The organism is Prescottella sp. D32, from assembly GCF_037287305.1.
In the GTDB taxonomy this organism is placed as follows: Bacteria; Actinomycetota; Actinomycetes; order Mycobacteriales; family Mycobacteriaceae; genus Prescottella; species Prescottella equi.
The window spans coordinates 497,356-515,459 of record NZ_JARBSW010000002.1; the positions used below are offsets into that span (position 1 = coordinate 497,356).

The 18,104-nt window shown below is 67.9% G+C and carries 17 protein-coding genes; 6 read left to right on the top strand and 11 right to left on the bottom strand.

The genetic code is table 11. From position 1 onward, the window contains the following. Positions 1-25: 25 nt before the first annotated feature. On the bottom strand, positions 26-1,171 hold the full coding sequence (locus tag PSS76_RS11950) for an acyl-CoA dehydrogenase family protein (RefSeq protein ID WP_337456217.1): 1,146 nt from the start codon (positions 1,169-1,171) through the stop codon (positions 26-28). Between the two features lie 123 nt (positions 1,172-1,294). Here PSS76_RS11950 and PSS76_RS11955 point away from each other — a divergent pair, with 123 nt between their 5' ends. Continuing rightward, positions 1,295-1,918 carry a TetR/AcrR family transcriptional regulator gene (locus PSS76_RS11955; protein ID WP_022594461.1) on the top strand — a complete coding sequence of 208 codons (624 nt, stop codon included), beginning with the start codon at positions 1,295-1,297 and terminating at the stop codon, positions 1,916-1,918. Positions 1,919-1,961: 43 nt separating this feature from the next. On the opposite strand, the gene PSS76_RS11960 is transcribed toward PSS76_RS11955, so the two are convergent. The 6 genes from PSS76_RS11960 to PSS76_RS11985 all read right to left on the bottom strand — a co-directional run bounded on the left by PSS76_RS11960 (position 1,962) and on the right by PSS76_RS11985 (position 8,819). Next, the gene (locus tag PSS76_RS11960) at positions 1,962-3,428 is read right to left on the bottom strand and encodes a glycoside hydrolase family 5 protein (protein ID WP_084979499.1); all 1,467 of its coding nucleotides are present in this window, start codon (positions 3,426-3,428) and stop codon (positions 1,962-1,964) included. A 116-nt stretch (positions 3,429-3,544) separates the two neighbouring features. Continuing rightward, complete coding sequence (locus PSS76_RS11965) at positions 3,545-5,080, bottom strand: long-chain-fatty-acid--CoA ligase (RefSeq protein ID WP_084968215.1); 1,536 nt, start codon at positions 5,078-5,080, stop codon at positions 3,545-3,547. Positions 5,081-5,115: 35 nt separating this feature from the next. Continuing rightward, on the bottom strand, positions 5,116-5,709 hold the full coding sequence (locus PSS76_RS11970) for an RBBP9/YdeN family alpha/beta hydrolase (RefSeq protein ID WP_084968216.1): 594 nt from the start codon (positions 5,707-5,709) through the stop codon (positions 5,116-5,118). Between the two features lie 102 nt (positions 5,710-5,811). Beyond that, positions 5,812-6,867 carry a beta-keto acid cleavage family enzyme gene (locus PSS76_RS11975; RefSeq protein ID WP_005514933.1) on the bottom strand — a complete coding sequence of 352 codons (1,056 nt, stop codon included), beginning with the start codon at positions 6,865-6,867 and terminating at the stop codon, positions 5,812-5,814. A 43-nt stretch (positions 6,868-6,910) separates the two neighbouring features. Then, on the bottom strand, positions 6,911-7,810 hold the full coding sequence (locus PSS76_RS11980) for a TauD/TfdA dioxygenase family protein (protein ID WP_081121407.1): 900 nt from the start codon (positions 7,808-7,810) through the stop codon (positions 6,911-6,913). A 31-nt stretch (positions 7,811-7,841) separates the two neighbouring features. Next, positions 7,842-8,819: a quinone oxidoreductase family protein gene (locus PSS76_RS11985; RefSeq protein WP_084968217.1), complete on the bottom strand. Its 978-nt coding sequence runs from the start codon at positions 8,817-8,819 to the stop codon at positions 7,842-7,844. Positions 8,820-9,110: 291 nt separating this feature from the next. On the opposite strand from PSS76_RS11985, the gene PSS76_RS11990 reads away from it, so the two are divergent. The 5 genes from PSS76_RS11990 to PSS76_RS12010 all read left to right on the top strand — a co-directional run bounded on the left by PSS76_RS11990 (position 9,111) and on the right by PSS76_RS12010 (position 13,596). Beyond that, positions 9,111-10,139, top strand: coding sequence for an AraC family transcriptional regulator (locus tag PSS76_RS11990; protein WP_081183207.1), 1,029 nt, complete (start codon positions 9,111-9,113; stop codon positions 10,137-10,139). Between the two features lie 177 nt (positions 10,140-10,316). Further along, on the top strand, positions 10,317-10,700 hold the full coding sequence (locus PSS76_RS11995; RefSeq protein WP_064057981.1) for a carboxymuconolactone decarboxylase family protein: 384 nt from the start codon (positions 10,317-10,319) through the stop codon (positions 10,698-10,700). An 82-nt stretch (positions 10,701-10,782) separates the two neighbouring features. Continuing rightward, the gene (locus PSS76_RS12000; RefSeq protein WP_081121408.1) at positions 10,783-12,147 is read left to right on the top strand and encodes an MFS transporter; all 1,365 of its coding nucleotides are present in this window, start codon (positions 10,783-10,785) and stop codon (positions 12,145-12,147) included. A gap of 40 nt (positions 12,148-12,187) precedes the next feature. Beyond that, positions 12,188-12,952 carry a CoA transferase subunit A gene (locus PSS76_RS12005; protein ID WP_337456218.1) on the top strand — a complete coding sequence of 255 codons (765 nt, stop codon included), beginning with the start codon at positions 12,188-12,190 and terminating at the stop codon, positions 12,950-12,952. After that, a complete protein-coding gene (locus PSS76_RS12010) occupies positions 12,949-13,596 on the top strand; it encodes a CoA transferase subunit B (RefSeq protein ID WP_013415110.1) in 648 nt (215 codons plus the stop codon). The genes PSS76_RS12005 and PSS76_RS12010 overlap by 4 nt, the downstream gene beginning before the upstream one ends. A gap of 43 nt (positions 13,597-13,639) precedes the next feature. Here PSS76_RS12010 and PSS76_RS12015 read toward each other — a convergent pair whose 3' ends face one another. The 4 genes from PSS76_RS12015 to PSS76_RS12030 all read right to left on the bottom strand — a co-directional run bounded on the left by PSS76_RS12015 (position 13,640) and on the right by PSS76_RS12030 (position 17,871). Beyond that, entirely contained in the window at positions 13,640-15,277 is a 1,638-nt protein-coding gene (locus PSS76_RS12015) for a VWA domain-containing protein (RefSeq protein WP_005514944.1), read from the bottom strand. A gap of 69 nt (positions 15,278-15,346) precedes the next feature. After that, positions 15,347-15,778, bottom strand: coding sequence for a type II toxin-antitoxin system Rv0910 family toxin (locus tag PSS76_RS12020; RefSeq protein ID WP_005514945.1), 432 nt, complete (start codon positions 15,776-15,778; stop codon positions 15,347-15,349). Between the two features lie 90 nt (positions 15,779-15,868). Then, entirely contained in the window at positions 15,869-17,512 is a 1,644-nt protein-coding gene (locus PSS76_RS12025; protein WP_337456219.1) for a monocarboxylic acid transporter, read from the bottom strand. Continuing rightward, complete coding sequence (locus PSS76_RS12030; protein ID WP_005514947.1) at positions 17,509-17,871, bottom strand: DUF485 domain-containing protein; 363 nt, start codon at positions 17,869-17,871, stop codon at positions 17,509-17,511. Before PSS76_RS12030 ends, PSS76_RS12025 begins: the two co-directional genes overlap by 4 nt. Between the last annotated feature and the right edge of the window lie 233 nt (positions 17,872-18,104).

Genomic DNA, 18,104 nt, shown 5'->3' on the forward strand with positions numbered 1-18,104 from the left:
CCCGCGGTCGGCGCCGCCGATCGGTTCACAGCTCGAGATCGCGACCGATGATCTCCTTCATGATCTCGTTGGATCCGGCCCAGATCTTCGTGACCCGGGCGTCCATCCAGGCCCGCGCGACGCGGTACTCGCGCATGAAGCCGTAACCACCGTGCAACTGCACGCAGTGGTCGAGGACCTCGTTCTGCACCTGCGCCGACCACCACTTGGCCTTGGCCGCGTCGACGGCGCTCAGACCCGAATCGGAGTGTTCGGCCACCGCGGCGTCGATGTACGCCTGGGCCACCTCGATCTTCGTCACCAGCTCGGCCAGCAGGAACTTGTTGTGCTGGAACGACCCGATCGAGTTCCCGAAGGCCTTGCGCTCCTTCGCGTACTCGATGGTCTCGAGCAGGATCTGCTTGGCGTGCGCGACGTTGGTCACTGCGGCGCCGATCCGTTCCTGCGGCAGCCGCTCCATCATCGAGACGAACCCGGTGCCGGGCTCGCCGAGCATCGCGTCGGCGGGCAGCCGGATCTCGTCGAAGAACAGTTCCGCGGTGTCCGCCTCCGGCTGGCCCACCTTGTCGAGCTTGCGTCCCCGCTCGAATCCGGGCAGCGACGTGTCGACGAGGAACAGGCTGATGCCCTTCGACCTCTGGGTCGGATCGGTTCGAGCCGCCACCACCACGACGTCGGCGGTGTAGCCATTGGTGATGAACGTCTTGGAGCCGCTCAGAATCCAGTCGGAACCGTCGCGGACCGCGGACGTCTTGAGGTTCGCCAGATCCGAGCCGGCAGACGGCTCGGTCATGCCGATCGCAGCGACGGCCTCACCGGCGGCCATGCGCGGCAGCCACTGCTGCTTCTGCTCCTCCGACGCCAGGTCGACGACGTACGGGGTCACGATGTCGAAGTGGATGCCGAAGCTCGACGCCAGCGCCATGTTGACCGCGGCCAGTTCCTCGGTGGCGACGGCGTTGAACCGGTAGTCGCCGGCCTCGCAGCCGCCGTACGCCTCGGGGATCTCGAGCCCGAGGATGCCCTGCTTGCCGGCCTCGTGCCAGACCTCACGCGCGATGAGTTTGTTCTCGGCGTACTCGTCCACGTTGGGCACCACGTCGCGGGCCAGGAAATCGCGGACGGCCGAACGGAACTCCTCGTGATCGGCCGTGAAAACTGATCTCTTCACTTCGCAGCCCTTTCCGACTGAGCACTAACTTCTAAGCGTTCGCTTAGTCTGCGGTGGAGGTGTGCGAAAGTCAACGCGGAAGACGTCGACACCGGGTCGACGGAGCGGCGGAGGTCGAACCAGATGACATCGCGAACAGGAACCCGATCGGGCGCGCCCGAGACGGAGCGGCCGGCCGCCGAGGCCGAGCAGCGACTGCTCGACGCCGCCCGCGACGCCTTCGCCGCGAAGGGCTACCACGGCACGAGCACGCGGGAGATCGCAGCAGGAGCCGGCATGAGCCCCGCCGCCATGTACATCCACTTCCGGTCCAAGCAGGACGTCCTCGCGCGACTGAGCATCGAGGGACACGTCTCCGCCCTCGCCCGACTCACCGCCGCCGCCACACCTCCCGGTTCGCCCACGAAACGCCTGCGGGCAGCGGTGTACGCGTTCGCCCACTGGCACGCCGAGAACACCACGACCGCCCGGGTGGTGCAGTACGAGTTGTCCCATCTCGACCCCGCCAGTCACGTGCAGGTGGTGCGGTTGCGGCGCGAGATCGTCGACACGGTGCGCTCGATCGTCGCGGACGGGTCGCGCGTCGGCGACTTCGCGGTGGCCGACGTCGACACCACGACGCTCGCCGTGCTGTCGCTGTGCATCGACACCGCCCGCTGGTACCCGTCTCGCGAACTCGACACCCCGGACGCGGTCGGCGCATCGCTGGCGGCGATGGCAGAGCGGATGGTCGGGGCGGTCGGCTGAGCCCGGCTCGTTCTTCCGCGCCCCCGAACCCCTAAGCGATCGCTCAGAGCGTTGTGACCGAGTACTCTCCGGCGGCCTCACCGATCAGGCGCCAGCCGCCGTCGACGCGGGTGAGCGCGACGTCGGCCACGTTCACCGTGTCCAGCTGCGGCCGCTCGGCGCCGGGGTACCAGGCCTCGATGCGTCCGGTGCCGTCGCCGCGGAAGCCTTCCGTCGCCACCTCGGTCAGGCCCGGCGCCGCCCGCGGGTACGCGCGGGCGAGTTGCTCCGCGAACCCCTCGACCAGCCCCTGCTCCTCCCCCGACGGGCAGTCGATGCGATTGAGGTTGCCCTGCGGCTCGGCAGTATTGCCGTCCTTCACCGCGTGCGGGTCACCACACGCCTGGGTCCACGACCACCACGCGCCCCCGATCCGGTGCGCGTTCATCGCATCGACGAACCGGCGAACCTGACCCGCCTGCTCGTCCGGATCACCGAACCAGCCCCACTCGCCGGTCCACAGCGGCGCGCCGTACCAGTCGGCCGCCGCCGCGGCGATCCTGAATCCTTCCTCGATCGAAGGAAATTCACTGCTGACGTTGATCGACTGGCTGTAGAGGTGCGGCGAGAACACGACCAGCGGATCGGCGAGATAGTGCCGCGGCGGCAGCGCGTCGAATCCGAACGCCGACCACAGCGCGCTGGGCTCGAAGATCACCAGGTGCGGGAAGCCGCCCGTCTCGGCCTGCCGGATGGCCGCGATCGCCCGCTGATAGAAGCGTCCGATCTGATCGGCCGCCGCGAACGGGTCCCGAAGCCCGGGATTCGGTTCGTTGAGCAGGTCGTAGCCCACCACCGCGGGCTCGTTCCTGAACTCTGCGGCCAGGCGCGCCCAGGTCTGCACCAGGTGGCCCTGCACACCCTGTTCGTCGTCGTAGAACGCCTGGAACGCCCTGGCGACCGCCGGCGACGCTTCCCGCTGACCGCCGATGTTGCACGTCGTCCACCCGCCGGTGAGCGTCGCCCATTCGGGTGCCCCGTCCCACCCGATCCCGCGCTGCAGGAGTGGCGGGCAGTCCTGTCCCTCGGGCGTTCCCACGTAGGGACCCCACGCGTCCTGGTGCATGTCGAGGACCGTGTAGATGCCGTTGTCCTTCGCGTCCTGCACGGCCTCGCGGATCCGGGCGACGTAGGCGGCGTCGAAGGCGCCGGGGGTCGGTTCGAGCGCCGACCACGCGATGTTCAACCGCACCACGTCGAATCCGAGCGCCGCCATGGCTTCGAAGTCCGTCCGGTCCAGCGGCGCGACCGTCGGCAGTCCGGTTCCGTTGGAGGCGTAGTCGTTGAGCCCGTTGACGTTCGCGCCGCGCAGCAGGACCGTCCGCCCGTCGACGTCCTTGATGGCGCCGTCCTCGACGGTCAGCCGCGGAAGCGTCCAGCCATCCGAGGCAGACGGGACCGGAGCCGCCGACACGGCCGGCGCGGCCTGGAGTGTCAGAGCCGCGAGGGCGACCATCAACAGTGCGCGCACGAGGAGCCTTCCTGTACAACCGTCCAAGTGGACGGAAGCTTAGGTCGGCACCGGGACCGAAAGGGGCGAAACCATCGAAGTTCCGCTCGCCGAGCACGTCTCGAACAGTCCTCGGGTCACACCAGTTCGCGCTTGAGGATCTTCCCCGTGGCGGTCATCGGCAGTTGCTCCACGAAGTGCACTTCACGCGGATACTTGTAGCTCGCCATCCGCTCCTTCGACCACGCGACGAGATCCGCGGCCGAGACCTCGGTTCCGGCGGCGGGAATCACGTAGGCGCGCACTTCCTCGCCGTGCCGCTCGTGCGGGACACCGACGACGGCGGCCAGCGACACGGCGTCGTGCGTCATGAGGACTTCCTCGACCTCACGCGGGTACACGTTGAATCCGCCGCGCACGATCATGTCCTTGGCACGGTCGACAATGTAATAGAAGCCGTCCGCGTCCCGGCGCGCGAGGTCACCTGTGCGGAACCACCCGTCCCGCATCGCCTCCGCGGTCGCGTCGGGCCGGCCGAGGTACCCCTTCATGACGTTGTGGCCGCGGATCGCGATCTCGCCCACGGCGTCCGCGCCCTCGACGGTGTTCCAGTCCCGATCGACCAGACGGACGTGCACGCCCCACAGCGGGACGCCGATCGAGCCCGGACGCGGCGCCTGCTCCGGATCGCTGAACAGTGCGACCGGCGACGTCTCGGACAGCCCGTAACCCTCCAGGATCTGCACCCCGAACCGCGACGCGAACCGTTCGAGGATCTCGACCGGCAGGGCGGCGCCGCCGGAAATCGCCTTGCGGAGGTTTCCGGCGATCCGCTCGACGTCCACCGAGTCGTCGACCGCACCGAGCAGGGACCAGTACATCGTCGGTACACCCGCGAACATCGTGATCGCCTCGCGTTCCATGATCTCGAGTGCGGCCCCCGCCTCGAACCGCGGCAGCAGCACCAGCGTCGCGCCCACCGAGAACCCGGCGTTCATGTTGATCGTCTGTCCGAAGGAATGGAACAGCGGCAGGGTGAGCAGATGGGTGTCCGGCACGCTCGGCGTGCTGTCGAACAACCGGTTCGCGGCGATCGCGTTCAGCACCATGTTCGAGTGGGTGAGCTCGGCACCCTTGGGCTGGCCGGTGGTGCCGCTCGTGTAGAGGATCACCGCGGTGTCCGTCGCCCCGCAGGCCGCCGCCTCGAACGTGTTCGGCTGTGCGGGAAGCACATCCGACAGAGAGGTGACACCGTTGCCGCTGCTGCCGTCGATGACGAACATGGTGTGGCACCCCTCGGCGGACCGGAAGCCCTCCCGCCCGTACTCCCCGATCGGCAACTCCGGCCCACCCTCGAAGCAGAAGTACGCCGCCGCCCCGCAGTCCTGCAGGTGGTAGGTGATCTCACGACCTTTCAGCAGGACGTTGAGCGGCACGACGACCGCACCTGCCTTGAGGATCCCGTAGTAGACGATCGGGAACCACGGCACATTCGGACACGAGATCGCGACCCGGTCGCCGGGCTCGATCCCGGACGCGACGAGGAGATTCGCTATCTGGTTCGCCAGGCCGTCGGTCTCGGCGTAGGTGAACCGGGAATCCCCCAGCACCAGTGCGTCGCGCTGCGGGTACTTGCGGGCCGAGTCTTCCAGGAAAATGGACAGATTGAGCATCGAGGCGTTCTTCTCTCGGGCGGCGATCGTGACGGTCAGTGGCTCGGCGCGGGTGCGGCGCCGATCGTGGTGAGGAGTTCGTCCAGAAGTTCGGATGCGCGCGGCCATTCGCCGTAGCCGGAGGCTGGATTGAGGTGCCCCACCTCACCGAGATCGACGAGCCGGCTGCCCCACGCGTGCGCCAGATCGACGACGGCCGTGAACTCGGCGAGCGGATCGTTGCGGCTCGCGGCGACGATGCTCGGGAACGGCAACGGGCTGCGCGGGACCGGGTTCCAGCCGTTGGCGTCGAGGTCGGGCAGCGTCGGATAGCCGGCGGGCAGCGGCGTAGAGAAATCCGGCGGGGTGGCCAGGAGCGCGCCCGCGACCGGGCGGTCGTGCCGAGACGCCCAGTGCACGGCGATCATCACCCCGGCGCTGTGCGCAACCAGCACGATGGGGCCGTCGATGCCGGTCAGGACGTCGTCGAGTGCGGCCACCCGTGCGTCGAGGCTGAGTCTGTCGTGCTCGAGCGGCGGAACGATGCGGACCCTGTCCAGGCCGGCGGCCAGCAGGGTCTGCCAGTGGTCGTCGACGTGGTCACGCAAACCGGGAACTATCACGACGGTCGGGGATGTGCTGCTGCTCATGGCATTTCCTTGAAAGACGTCGAGGCGGACGGACCGAGCGGGGACACCTGTAGGTGTCCCCCGCTCGACCGGAACACGCTGTCGCAGACGGGTGACAGCGGGTCAGGCGTGCCGGGTGAAGCCGACCTGACCGCGAACACGGTTCGGCGCGTAGCCGAGCTTGGCGAGGGTCTCGTCGGCGTCCTTGTAGGTGGTGCCGATCTTGTAGATGTCGCGCGCTTCCTTGCCGGTGGCGACCTCGCGGCCGAGCTCCTTCGCCACCCGGACCAGCTGACGCACCTGCTCGGCCGAGGTGATCTTGACCTCGCCGCTCGGCGCCCACAGGTTGTCCTCGTTGCCGCACCGCGGGTGCAGGCCCATCGCGATCGCCATCGCGTTGACCGGCAGAACCGAACGCATGAGCGTCTCGAGGGTCAGGCAGGCGCCGTCCGGGACGCGATCGATGAACTGCATCATGTTGTACGGGTTGGGGCCGTCGAAGCCGCCACCGATCGCCACCCAGGTCAGATTCAACGGGCCGGTGTAGACGCCGCGACGGATCAGCCGTTCGACGGTCTCGAGCTGCGGGATCGAGGAGAGCTGGAAGTGCGGCTGGATACCGGCGGCCTGCAACCGGCGCAGGTGCTCCTCGACCCACTCGGGACCGGCGGGGACGGTCATCTCTCGGTAGGTGTGGGCCAGCTCGGCGTTCTCCAGAGAGGTGCCCTTGATGTCGCCCGGCGTCATCAACTCCATGATGTTCATCTGGCTGGTGTTGATGGCGATCGTGACCTGGTCCGGCTTCGGATCCAGCTCGGCGAGCATGTGGCGGACGTTGTCCGGAAGCCACTTCGCGTCGGCGCCGTCACCTTCCGGCGCGAAGGAGATCGAACCGCCGACCTGGAGGATCATGTCCGGCACAGCCTCCCGCAGACGCCCGAGGAGCTCGTTGAACTTGGAGAGCCGCTTCGAGCCCTTCCCGTCCTCCTCACGGACGTGGATGTGCAGCACGGTCGCGCCGGCCTCGTAGCAGTCCACCGCCTGCTGGACGTGCTCGTCCATCGTGAGCGGCAGGTCCTCGGGGAAGTCCTCCACCGCCCATTCCGGACCGTACGGCGCGACGGTGATGACCAGCTTGTCCTGGTTCTCGGGGAAGAGCGCATCGTCGTGGAAATGCATTGCGTAACTCCGTTTCTGAATAGCTGAAGGGCTGAAGGAAGACTCAGAAGGGGCGGTCGCCGACGATCCCGGCGCGCTCCATCTTTCGAACTGCCGGCCAGTAGTCCTGGACCGCGTAGTGCTGCGTCGAGCGGTTGTCCCAGATCGCGACGCTGTTCTTCGTCCACCGCCAACGCACCTGATATTCCGGGATCGTGGCCTGAGTCTGCAGGTACCGCAGCAGATCTCCGGCGCCCGGCGCGTAATCGATTCCGCTCCGGACGTTCTCGGCGGTGTGGAAGTTCGTCAGATGCGTCGTGAAGCTGTTGACGAACAGGATCTTCTCCCCCGTCTCCGGATGGATGCGGACCACCGGGTGCTCCGCATCCGGGAAGCGCTCCTTCAGTTCGAGCCGCTGCTCGATCGGCAGCCGGGCGCCGAACGACGCCTCGATGCTGTGCCGCGCCCGAAGACCCTCGATCCGTTCCTTGACCCGTTCCGGCAGACGCGCGTATGCGAGCGCCATGTTCACCCAGATCGTGTCGCCGCCGACCGCCGGACCCTCCACGCAGCGCAGTACACACCCCATGGGCGGATTCACGCGCCACGTCGCATCACAGTGGTAGGCGTTCTCGAACGCTTCCGGGGCGCTGTCGAGGTCCTTGTAGATCCGGACCAGGCCGGGATGCTCGGGATCGCTTCCGACGACGGGGTGATCCTCGAGCGCGCCGAACCGCTGCGCGAGCGCCACGTGCTCGGCCCTGCTCATGTCCTGGTCACGAAAGAAGAGCACCTTGTGCTCGAGCAGACGCGATTTCAGTTCGGCGAACAGGGCGTCGTCGCGGGACACCTCCCCGAGATCGACGCCGTGAACCTCCGCGCCGATGCTGCAGGTCAGAGGTCGTGCGTCCAGGTTCGCGACGGTCGCCCCGCGACCGCGAACGCGGCTTTCGACAATGGTCATCGCTCTCTCCTGTTCATGCTCGGAAGACGGTTCAGAACGAGAAGACCGACGAGCCGATGCTGATGCCCGACTCCAGGTCTCGGTGGGCCTGTTCGGCTTCCTCGAGTGCGTAGTGCTGGTTGATCTCGATCTGGATGCGGCCGGCCGCAACGTGGCCGAACAGCTCGCCGGCGAGCTCGGCTCGCTCGGCGGGGTCGGCGATGTAGTCGGCGAGCGCCGGCCGGGTCACGAACAGTGAGCCCTTGACCGCGAGTTCCATCGCGTCGATCGGCGGGATCGGGCCCGACGCCGTACCGAAGGCCACCAGCAGACCCCGGCGCGCCAGCGAGTCGATCGACGACTGGTAGGTGGTCTGCCCGATACTGTCGTACACGACCGGCACCCCCGCACCGTCGGTGAGCTCGCGGACCCGTTCGGCAACGTTCTCCCGCTTGTAGACGATGACCTCGCCGCATCCGTGCGCGCGCGCGACCGCAGCCTTCTCGTCGCTCGACACGGTTCCGATGACGTTGATGCCCAGCAGTTTCGCCCACTGGCAGAAGATCAGACCCACGCCGCCGGCGGCCGCGTGCAGCAGGACCGTGTCGCCCGCCTTCAGCGAGGGAGCGATCCGACGCAGCAGGTACGACGTGGTGAGCCCGCGCATCGTCATCGCGGCCGCGGTCTCGAACGCGATCCCGTCCGGCAGCGCGATCAGGTGCTCGGCGGGCAGGACGCGCTCGGTGCTGTACGCGCCCAGTGGGCTGCCGGTATAGGTGACCCGGTCCCCCGCCGCGAAGCCCTCCACCCCGGGGCCGACCGCCTCGACGACGCCCGCGGCCTCGACGCCCATTCCCGCCGGCAGCGGGGCCGGGTACAGCCCGGTGCGGAAGTACGTGTCGGCGAAGTTCAGCCCGACTGCCTCGTGCCGGACGCGCACCTCGTCGGGGCCGGGGTCGCCGACGTCCACCGACTCCCACTTCAGGACTTCCGGTCCACCGGTCTCGTGAAAGCGGATCGCTTTGGCCATTGACTTCTCCTTGATCGCGAATCGACGCCCAGCGGCCGGCTCATTCGAGCCGCAGGGCGGAACACCCCGAGCGGCAGGCCTTTTCGAGCCGCGGCGCCGGTGTGACTCAACTGACACGACACTATCGAGCCGGCCACCCGCGCACATACCCTGCCGGGACATATTTCTTTCCCTTTCGGGACATAGGTGTGACGGGGGCAATATTGCGCACAGCACACCCGGACTCGACTGCGACTGGGCACACACTTACCCTTGCGGGACAGCACGACCATCCCGAGGAGGGTGATACGGGTGGCCAAGCCCCTCGCGCGATATGCGGCGCTCACCGGATATGTCGAGGTCAGCCGCATGCTGGGCATCGACCCGGTTCAGTTGCTGCGGACCGTCGGACTCGATCCGTCGAGCCTCGACCTACAGGACCGGTGGATCCCGGCGGCCTCCGTGGCACGACTTCTCGAACTGTCGTCGGCCGCAGCGGGGCGCCCCGACTTCGCACTCAAGCTCGCCGAGCACCGGCGACTGTCCACGCTCGGGCCGCTCAGCGTGAGCATCCGCGAGGAGCCGGACGCCCGCAGCGCACTGCGCATGCTGATCCGGTACCAGCACATGTACAACGAGGCCCTGCACATCCGCATGAGCGAGAGGGACGGGCTGTCCGCGATCCAGGTCAGCATCGAACCCGGCGAGCCGGTGCCGGTTCGGCAATCGGTCGAACTCGCGGTCACAGTGGTGCACCAACTGCTCCGTAACCTGCTCGGAGAGCGGTGGCACCCGGTCTCCGTGTGCTTCGAGCACGGCCGGCCCGCGGACGACTCCACCCACCGGAGAATGTTCGGCACCCCGCCCACGTTCGGCAGCGACTTCAGCGGAATCGTCACCTACACAGGAGATCTGAACGAGCCGAATCGCCTGTCCGACCCCGGGCTGCGAACGTATGCCAAGCAGTTCCTCGACACCCTGTCGGAGCCCGCGGAACCCACCGTGGAGGGGCGAGTGCGCGAACTGATCGAGCTGCTGCTCCCGACCGGCCGATGCTCCATCGACCAGGTCGCCCGAAGCCTCGGCGTCGACCGTCGTACGGTCCATCGCCATCTCGCGAAGTCGGGACAGACCTTCACCACGGTGCTGGACGACACCCGGGCCGAACTGGCGAATCGAATGGTGCGCGGGAGCCGGTACTCCTTCACGGAAATCTCCGAGATGCTCGCATTCTCCACCCCGAGCAGCTTCTCGCGCTGGTTCCATCAGCAGTTCGGCGCCAGCCCCCGGGACTGGCGCAAACAGGCCGCGGCGAACGATGCCGCCCACAGCGGCTCCTGACCCCGGACGCCCCGGACGGGTGCCTGGTCGTCCACGATGTCCCGAGATGCACAGAATGACGTCCCAGTGGGGTAATTAATGCCGGTCGAGGCGAGATAACGTGATGTGCGCCACCTTTTGCGGCGCGCTGTCGCGCGCACCACATCCACCCTCGACTTCGGTGAAACGAGCGCTGCCATGACCACGAACCCCGAGCCGGCATCCACCCCGACGATCAGTCGCATGCAGCAAGAGGGAAGCTGGAACCCCCTGTGGGACACACTTTCCCAGTGGGATCCCGAATGGACCGAACAGTTCATGGCGATGAACGCGACACCGATCCGACGCGGGGTGTTCCCGCCGGAGTTCGTCGAGTTGCTCAGTATCGCCATCGACGCCGCGGCCACGCACATGTACGCACCGGGCGTGCGCAGGCACATCCGCGCGGCCCTCGAACTCGGCGTCACCCGCGAGCAGATTCTCACCGTGCTCCAGATGGTCAGCGTCCTGGGGATCCACGCCTGCAACCTCGGCGTGCCGATTCTCGCGGAGGAACTGGCCGCGATGGAAGCGCGCCCCTAGACCACCGCCACCGCGGCGACATCGATCCGCGAGTCCTCGATCGCCGCGCCCCCTACCAGCCCATCCGCCTCCAGGAGCCACCATGGGACTGCCCCCCACGTCCATCGAACAGCCGGCCGGAACCGTCGAATCCGACGCACCCGGTAGGACGGCCACCTCCGCGCCCCGCCGCACCCGATCCCGAAGCTATCCCTGGATCGTCGCCGGCCTGGCGTTCGCTCTGCTGCTGTCGGACTACATGTCCCGCCAGGTCCTCAGCGCAGTCTTCCCGATGCTGAAAGCCGAATGGGCACTGTCCGATTCCCAGTTGGCATCGTTGACCAGCATCGTCGCGTTGATGGTCGGCCTGCTGACGTTCCCGCTCTCCGTGCTCGCCGACAGGTGGGGTCGGGTCCGCAGCCTGGTCGTCATGGCCGTGATGTGGAGCCTGGCAACGCTGTGCTGTGCGATCGCATCCAACTACGAACAGATGTTGGCCGCGCGGTTCTTCGTGGGCGTCGGCGAAGCCGCGTACGGCAGCGTGGGCATCGCGGTGGTCCTGAGCGTGTTCTCCCCACGGTTGCACTCGTCGCTCAGCGGCGCCTTCATGGCCGGTGGCTCCTTCGGTTCCGTCGTCGGCGTCTCGCTCGGTGGCGTGATCGCCGTGAATGTCGGCTGGCGGTGGTCGTTCACAGCGATGGCCGTACTGGGGCTCATCCTCGCCGCGCTGTTCCGCGCCGTGGTCACCGAGTCGCGCCTCGCGAGGTACGCCGTGCACGACGAACCCGTCACTCCGTCCGGCTCCCCCGACCCGACCGCACGCGTCGTGCGAGTGCCCGTGTCCACCCTGTTCACGAACCGCGCCGTGTGGTGCGCCTACCTCGCGGGTGGCTTCCAGATGTTCACCGCAGCCGTGCTGCTGTCGTGGACCCCCAGCTTCTTCAACCGGTATTACGGGATGGCACCGGACAAGGCCGGTGCGGTAGCCGCGCTGTTCGTCCTGTTGGTCGGCACGGGAATGGTGGTGTGCGGCATGATCACCGACCGCGTGAGCCGCACCGATCCCGCGCGGAAGTGGACGACGGCCGTCGTCTTCTGCACGATCGCGCTCCTCACGCTCGGCATCGGGCTCCGGCTGGGTACCGGGGCGCCTCAGCTGATCCTCCTCGGCATCGGCGCCTTCTTCTCCGCCGGATGCTCGGGTCCCACGGCCGCCATGGTCGCCGGCCTCACCCACGAATCCGTCCGCTCGTCGGCACTGGGTACACTCACCATCGCCAACAATGTTCTCGGTTTGGCGTTGGGCCCCTTCGTCATCGGCATTCTCGCCGATCGACTCGGCCTTCTCGAGTCGCTGCAGCTCGCGCCCCTCTTCTACATCGCCGCCATCGTTGCACTGCTCGTAGGCAAGCGCGTCTACCCCGCGGGACTGCGCAAGCTCGTAGCGCAGAGCACAGCGTCCGCCTGACCCGACGATCGCCGAGACACACAGAGACGGAAGGGTTCTCATGACCAAGATTCACCCATCGGCCGCCGCGGCGATCGCCGACATCCCGTCCGGGGCCTCCCTGGCCGTCGGAGGGTTCGGGCTGTGCGGCATTCCGGACGTCCTGATCGCTGCCCTCGCGGCCGGCGCGGAAACCGCGTTCGAGGTGTTCTCCAACAACTGCGGAACCGACGGGCACGGTCTGGGAATCCTCCTCGAGACAGGCAGGATTCGACGTGTCACGGCGTCGTACGTCGGGGAGAACCGGGAGTTCGCGCGCCAATACCTGTCGGGGGAACTCGAGGTGGTGCTGACCCCGCAGGGCACACTCGCCGAGAAGTTGCGCGCCGGCGGGGCGGGGATACCGGCCTTCTTCACGCCGTCGGGCGTCGGCACCCTCATCTCCGAGGGCGGCCTGCCGTGGCGCTACGCGCCCGACGGCTCGGTGGCCCTCGCGTCCCCGCCCAAGGAGGTGCGCGCGTTCGGTGGTCGCGACTACGTGCTGGAGGAGTCGATCACCGCCGACTTCTCGCTGGTGCACGCGATGGTCGCGGACACCGCGGGCAACCTGGTCTTCAACAAGGCCGCGATGAACTTCAACCCGCTGACCGCAATGGCCGGCCGAGTGTGCATCGCCCAGGCCGAGGTGATCGTCGAGGCCGGCGAACTCGATCCGGAGCAGGTGCATCTGCCGGGAATCTTCGTCGACCGGATCGTCCATATCGGACAGCAGGACAAGAAGATCGAGAAGCGGACCGTCTCGGCCGCGGAGGAGGACGCACGATGACCGCACTTATGCAGACCCTCGGCTGGACGCGCGAGCAGATGGCCGCTCGGGCCGCGTTGGAACTGGCGTCGGGCGAGTACGTCAACCTGGGAATCGGCCTGCCCACGCTGATTCCGAACCATCTGCCGGGCGGCGTCGAGGTGACGCTGCACAGCGAGAACGGCATCCTCGGCACTGGTGCGTACCCGACCGAGGCCGAGGTGGACCCAGATCTGATCAACGCCGGCAAGGAGACCGTGACCGTCGACGCCGGTGCGTCGTTCTTCGACTCCGCCACCAGTTTCGGGATGATCCGCGGCGGCCACATCGACACGGCGGTGCTGGGCGGGATGCAGGTGTCCGCCACCGGCGACCTCGCGAACTGGATGGTGCCGGGCAAGATGGTCAAGGGCATGGGCGGCGCGATGGACCTGGTGCACGGCGCCCGCAAGGTGATCGTTCTCATGGAGCACACCGACAAGGCCGGGGCGTCGAAGATCGTCGAACGCTGCACCCTCCCCCTCACCGGGCGCGCGGTGGTCGACCGCATCATCACCGATCTCGCAGTGATCGACGTAACCGACACCGGTCTGGTCCTTCGGGAATGCGCTCCGGGAGTGACCGAGGACGCGGTCCGCGCGGCGACCGACGCCGTCCTGCTCTGACCCGCGCAGGGTGGGCTGCACACGGATGCAGCCCACCCTGCCGTCAACTGGTGGCGCGGCTACGCATCGCGTCCACGAACACGCCGGGAATCTCGGCAGGCGTGCGCGCGACGTGACTGGTTCCGCCCGTGGCGGCCGAGATCTTCTGCAGCACAGCCGCATCAGCATCCTCGGTGATGCCGATGGTGACGATGATGACCGGGCGTGCCGGGTCCTGCTCCCGCTTCAACGTGGCGAGCAGTTCGTCGAGCGAGATCGTCGACGGGTCCTCGTTGGCGCCGTCGGTGAGCAGGATGACGCTGTTGATCGCGGCCGGATCGTAGCCCTCCTTGACCTTCCGGAAGGCGGCGAGCGTCGTGTCGTACAGTCCGGTACCGCCCTTGACGAGCGAGGGCAGCGTGCGGACGGCATCGGTCAGGCGCTGCCGGTGGCTGACGCCGTCGACCGTCTCGTCGAGGCGGCGGATCGGGGCGAGTTCCTTGTAGTCCTGCGAGCCCCCACCCAACCCGATCGAGAACGCCCACAGACCCAGTTGCGCGTTGTCGGGGAACAGTCGGGCGCCCGTCTCGCTGGCCTGGACCGTCAGCGCGATCCGAGTCTCCGGGCCGGCCTGCTCGGCCATCGAACCCGAGACGTCCTCCACCACGAGCGCGCGGGACGGCAACGCCAGCACCGCATACCGTCGGAGAACCTGAGCCGTCTCCGTCGGATCCTCCACGGTCAGCACCGCGACATCCCCCACGCCGCGGCCGGCGTCGAGCGGAGCCCGGTCCGGGGCGCGGAACCCGCGCTGCGCCAACGCGGCCCGGCCCGCGTCGGATCCCATCACCTCGGCCAGCGCGACGCCCGCACTGCGGGCGTCGTCGTGCTCGGACCCCGGCGCGGTGGCAACGACCGGATAGTCGAGGAACACCGCACCCGAGTTCGGAGTGGTCGCCTCGAGGCGCACCGCCGAGTCGCCCGCGTTCTGTCCCGCCACCTGCTGCTCGGTGGCGATGGCGATCCCGCCGTCCGATGCCACCGCCGCGAGCCGCGCGGCCGGGTCGGTCTGATGCATGTTGGCGGCCTGCGCCTGGGCGAGCGGAACCAGCGCTCCGGGCACCGCGTCGCCCGGGACGGTGCCGGCGGCGGACTCGGACAGCGCACCGACGATGGGGGCACCCGAGACGGTGCTGGTGAGCGGGTCGCCGATCCGCAGACCCTGCAGCTGCAGAGCGCTCAGCCAGGTTGCGAAGAACGGCATGTCGCCCTCGCGCGCCGCGATGACGACCGGCGTCGTGGCGATCGACGGGGCCGCGACGTCGAAGAGTGTGCCGGTTCCGCTGCTCGCCTTCGCGACCCACTGCGTCGAATCCGGAATCCACAGGTCCGGCCCCGACTGTTGACCGGGCGACCCGAGCGGTTCCATGCCGGACGCGGCCTCGATCCGGAAGCTGCGGCAGCCGAGGTCCTCCGCCGATGTCGCCGAAGTCACCTCGGTGAGCACCGGCGAGATCGACGGGTCGGCGGCCACCACGAACTCGGTGACCGAATCGCATCCGCCGCCGGCGACGGCGTCCACCGCGAAGTACGCCCCCACACCCACGACGACCACCGCAGCGAGGCCGATCGCCCCGTACTTCACCGACGGCGACGCCGCCGCGGTGGATTTCGCGCGCGGCGCGCTGTGACGACCGGCCATGTCTTCGAGACCTCCGTAGGGATCGCGTTCCGGCCGGGCCGCCGGTCGCGTTGTGCGGGTTCCGCCGAATCAGGCGTAGAGAGTGACGAACTTCTGCAGCGAGCCCTCGATGTCGCCGCGCAGCGCCTTGGCCACGCCCGACCCGATGGGTCCGAACAGGGGTGCGCCGCCGAGGTCGATGTCGAGCGCGACGACGGCGCCCACCGTGGACGGTTCGACGCTGAGGACGAGGCCGAGCTTCACGCCACCCTTGCCGTCGCCCTTCAGGACCAGGCTCCGCGGCGGGTTGTACTGCTTGAGCGTCCACGTCACGCGATTGCGCAGGCCTTTGACCGTGACGACCGAACTGACGACGGTGCCGGTGCTCAGTTCCGCGGGCAGATCGCTACGCCAGCCCTCGTGGATGCTGAGCCACTGCTCGAACTCGGTGAGGTCCGACGCCCGGTCCCACGCGTCCTCGGGGCTCATCGGCACGTCGACGGACACCTTCAGCTTGGCCATTGTCGGATCGTAACCAAAAGGTGACGTAGACGACAGTGCGCCCCGTGACGCGGCTGCGTCACGGGGCGCCCCGGGAAGCCCGGACGGCCGCTAGTGGGCCACGGCCTTCTCGACGCCGACACCGGTGAGGGAGCGGACCTCCATCTCGGCCTGCTTGAACGGATCTTCGAGCTTGTTCCGTCCCACCCAGGTACCGATGATGCCGAGCGCGAACGCCAGCGGGATCGACACGATGCCGGGATTGGCCAGCGGGAACCAGGCGAAGTCGACGTTCGGGAACATCGACGTCTTGGCGCCGGAGACGGCCGGCGAGAAGACGATGAGCACCAGGCAGCTGATCAGGCCGCCGTAGATGCTGAACAGCGCGCCGGTGGTGTTGAACTTCTTCCAGAACAGCGAGTACAGCAGCGTCGGCAGGTTCGCCGACGCGGCGACGGCGAACGCGAGCGCGACGAGGAACGCGATGTTCTGTCCCATCGCGAGGATGCCGAGGACGATCGCGACGATGCCGATGACGACCACGGTGATCCGCGAGACCCGGACCTGCTCCTCCTCCGACGCCTTGCCGCGCTTGATGACGCTGGCGTAGATGTCGTGGGCGAACGACGCCGACGCGGTGATCGCCAAGCCGGCGACGACCGCGAGGATCGTCGCGAACGCGACCGCCGAGATGATGCCCAGGAAGATCGTGCCGCCCAGTTCGAACGCCAGCAGCGGGGCCGCCGAGTTCTCCTTGCCGGGAGCGGCCAGGATCGTATCGGGGCCGACCATCTTCGCGGCGCCGTAACCGAGGACGAGCGTGAACAGGTAGAACGCGCCGATCAATCCGATCGCCCACGTCACCGAGCGGCGGGCCTCCTTGGCGGTGGGCACCGTGTAGAAGCGCATCAGCACGTGCGGCAGGCCCGCGGTGCCGAGGACCAGGGCGATGCCGAGCGAGACGAAGTCCAGCCGCGACATGTCGCTGATCCCGTACTTGGCGCCCGGTGCGAGCACGTCGCGCCCGGCGACGGCCTCGTTGGCGGAGCCGTTGACCATGTTCTGCGCGTCGGCCAGCAGCTGCGAGAAGTTGCCCTTCACCGCGAACAGCACCAGGACGAACATGATGCCGGCACCCGCGATGAGCAGGACGGCCTTGACCATCTGCACGTACGTGGTGCCCTTCATGCCGCCGATCAGCACGTAGACGATCATCAGCACACCGACAACCGCGACGACGATCGCCTGTCCCGCGAAGTCCTTGATGTTCAGCAACAGCGCGACCAGGCCGCCCGCACCGGCCATCTGCGCGAGCAGGTAGAACAGCGAGACGACCAGCGTCGACAATGCCGCCGCCATCCGCACCGGACGCTGCTTCAGCCGGAAGCTCAGAACGTCGGCCATCGTGAATCGTCCTGTGTTGCGAAGCAGTTCGGCCACCAACAGCAGCGCGACGAGCCACGCGACGAGGAACCCGATCGAGTACAGGAACCCGTCGTATCCGTACACCGCGATGGCGCCGGCGATACCGAGGAACGACGCCGCCGACAGGTAGTCACCGGCGATGGCGAAACCGTTCTGCGGGCCGGAGAACTGGCCGCCGCCGGTGTAGAAGTCCGACGCCTTCTTCGTCGATTTGCTGGCCCGGATCACCAGGGTCATGGTGCCGACGACGAACGCGACGAAGATCGCGATGTTGAACAGCGGATTGCCGACATCCGTTGCCGGAGCGGACTGTGCGAGTGTGGTGATCACCGGGCCGGTCCTTCCAGTTCCTCGCGGATCGCCGACGACCGCGGATCGAGTTCACGGTTCGCGAACTTCACGTACAGGGCGGTGATGACGAACGTCGTCACGAACTGGCCGAGACCGAGCACGATTCCGAGGTTGACGTTGCCGAACACCTTGGTGGCCATGAAGTCCGGCGCGTACGTCGCGAGCAGGACGTAGCCGGCGTACCACGTGAGGAAGAACGCGGTCATCGGAAAGACGAAGCGCCGCAGCCGGTGCCGGAGTTCCTGGAACTCCGGGCTCGCCTGCATGTCGAGGAACGCCTGCGCGTCGGGCGTGGGCCGCTGCGGCGGCGCTCCCGAGCCGAGGTCGGTGGTGGTCATGATCGGGCTCCTCCGATGGCGGGCGACGGGCGTCGCGGGGTGTGCGAAGCGACGCTAGTGAGAGCCAGATCACAGGAGAAGGGTGTGGTGCCAGTCACACGGCGAGCTGTCGACGCGTGCGCCGAACGGTAGCCGCCACACGACGAACGGTCGGCTCCCGAACCCTGCGACCGAACGAATGAACGACCCGATTTCCACACTCGCTGACACCGTGTCCAGTTAGTCTGGCGTCT

Coding starts and splice junctions, on each gene's coding strand:
- PSS76_RS11955 (WP_022594461.1), top strand. CDS start 1,295: ATGACATCGCGAACAGGAACCCGATCGGGCGCGCCCGAGACGGAGCGG.
- PSS76_RS11965 (WP_084968215.1), bottom strand. CDS start 5,080: ATGCTCAATCTGTCCATTTTCCTGGAAGACTCGGCCCGCAAGTACCCG.
- PSS76_RS11970 (WP_084968216.1), bottom strand. CDS start 5,709: ATGAGCAGCAGCACATCCCCGACCGTCGTGATAGTTCCCGGTTTGCGT.
- PSS76_RS11975 (WP_005514933.1), bottom strand. CDS start 6,867: ATGCATTTCCACGACGATGCGCTCTTCCCCGAGAACCAGGACAAGCTG.
- PSS76_RS11980 (WP_081121407.1), bottom strand. CDS start 7,810: ATGACCATTGTCGAAAGCCGCGTTCGCGGTCGCGGGGCGACCGTCGCG.
- PSS76_RS11985 (WP_084968217.1), bottom strand. CDS start 8,819: ATGGCCAAAGCGATCCGCTTTCACGAGACCGGTGGACCGGAAGTCCTG.
- PSS76_RS11995 (WP_064057981.1), top strand. CDS start 10,317: ATGACCACGAACCCCGAGCCGGCATCCACCCCGACGATCAGTCGCATG.
- PSS76_RS12000 (WP_081121408.1), top strand. CDS start 10,783: ATGGGACTGCCCCCCACGTCCATCGAACAGCCGGCCGGAACCGTCGAA.
- PSS76_RS12005 (WP_337456218.1), top strand. CDS start 12,188: ATGACCAAGATTCACCCATCGGCCGCCGCGGCGATCGCCGACATCCCG.
- PSS76_RS12010 (WP_013415110.1), top strand. CDS start 12,949: ATGACCGCACTTATGCAGACCCTCGGCTGGACGCGCGAGCAGATGGCC.
- PSS76_RS12015 (WP_005514944.1), bottom strand. CDS start 15,277: ATGGCCGGTCGTCACAGCGCGCCGCGCGCGAAATCCACCGCGGCGGCG.
- PSS76_RS12020 (WP_005514945.1), bottom strand. CDS start 15,778: ATGGCCAAGCTGAAGGTGTCCGTCGACGTGCCGATGAGCCCCGAGGAC.
- PSS76_RS12030 (WP_005514947.1), bottom strand. CDS start 17,871: ATGACCACCACCGACCTCGGCTCGGGAGCGCCGCCGCAGCGGCCCACG.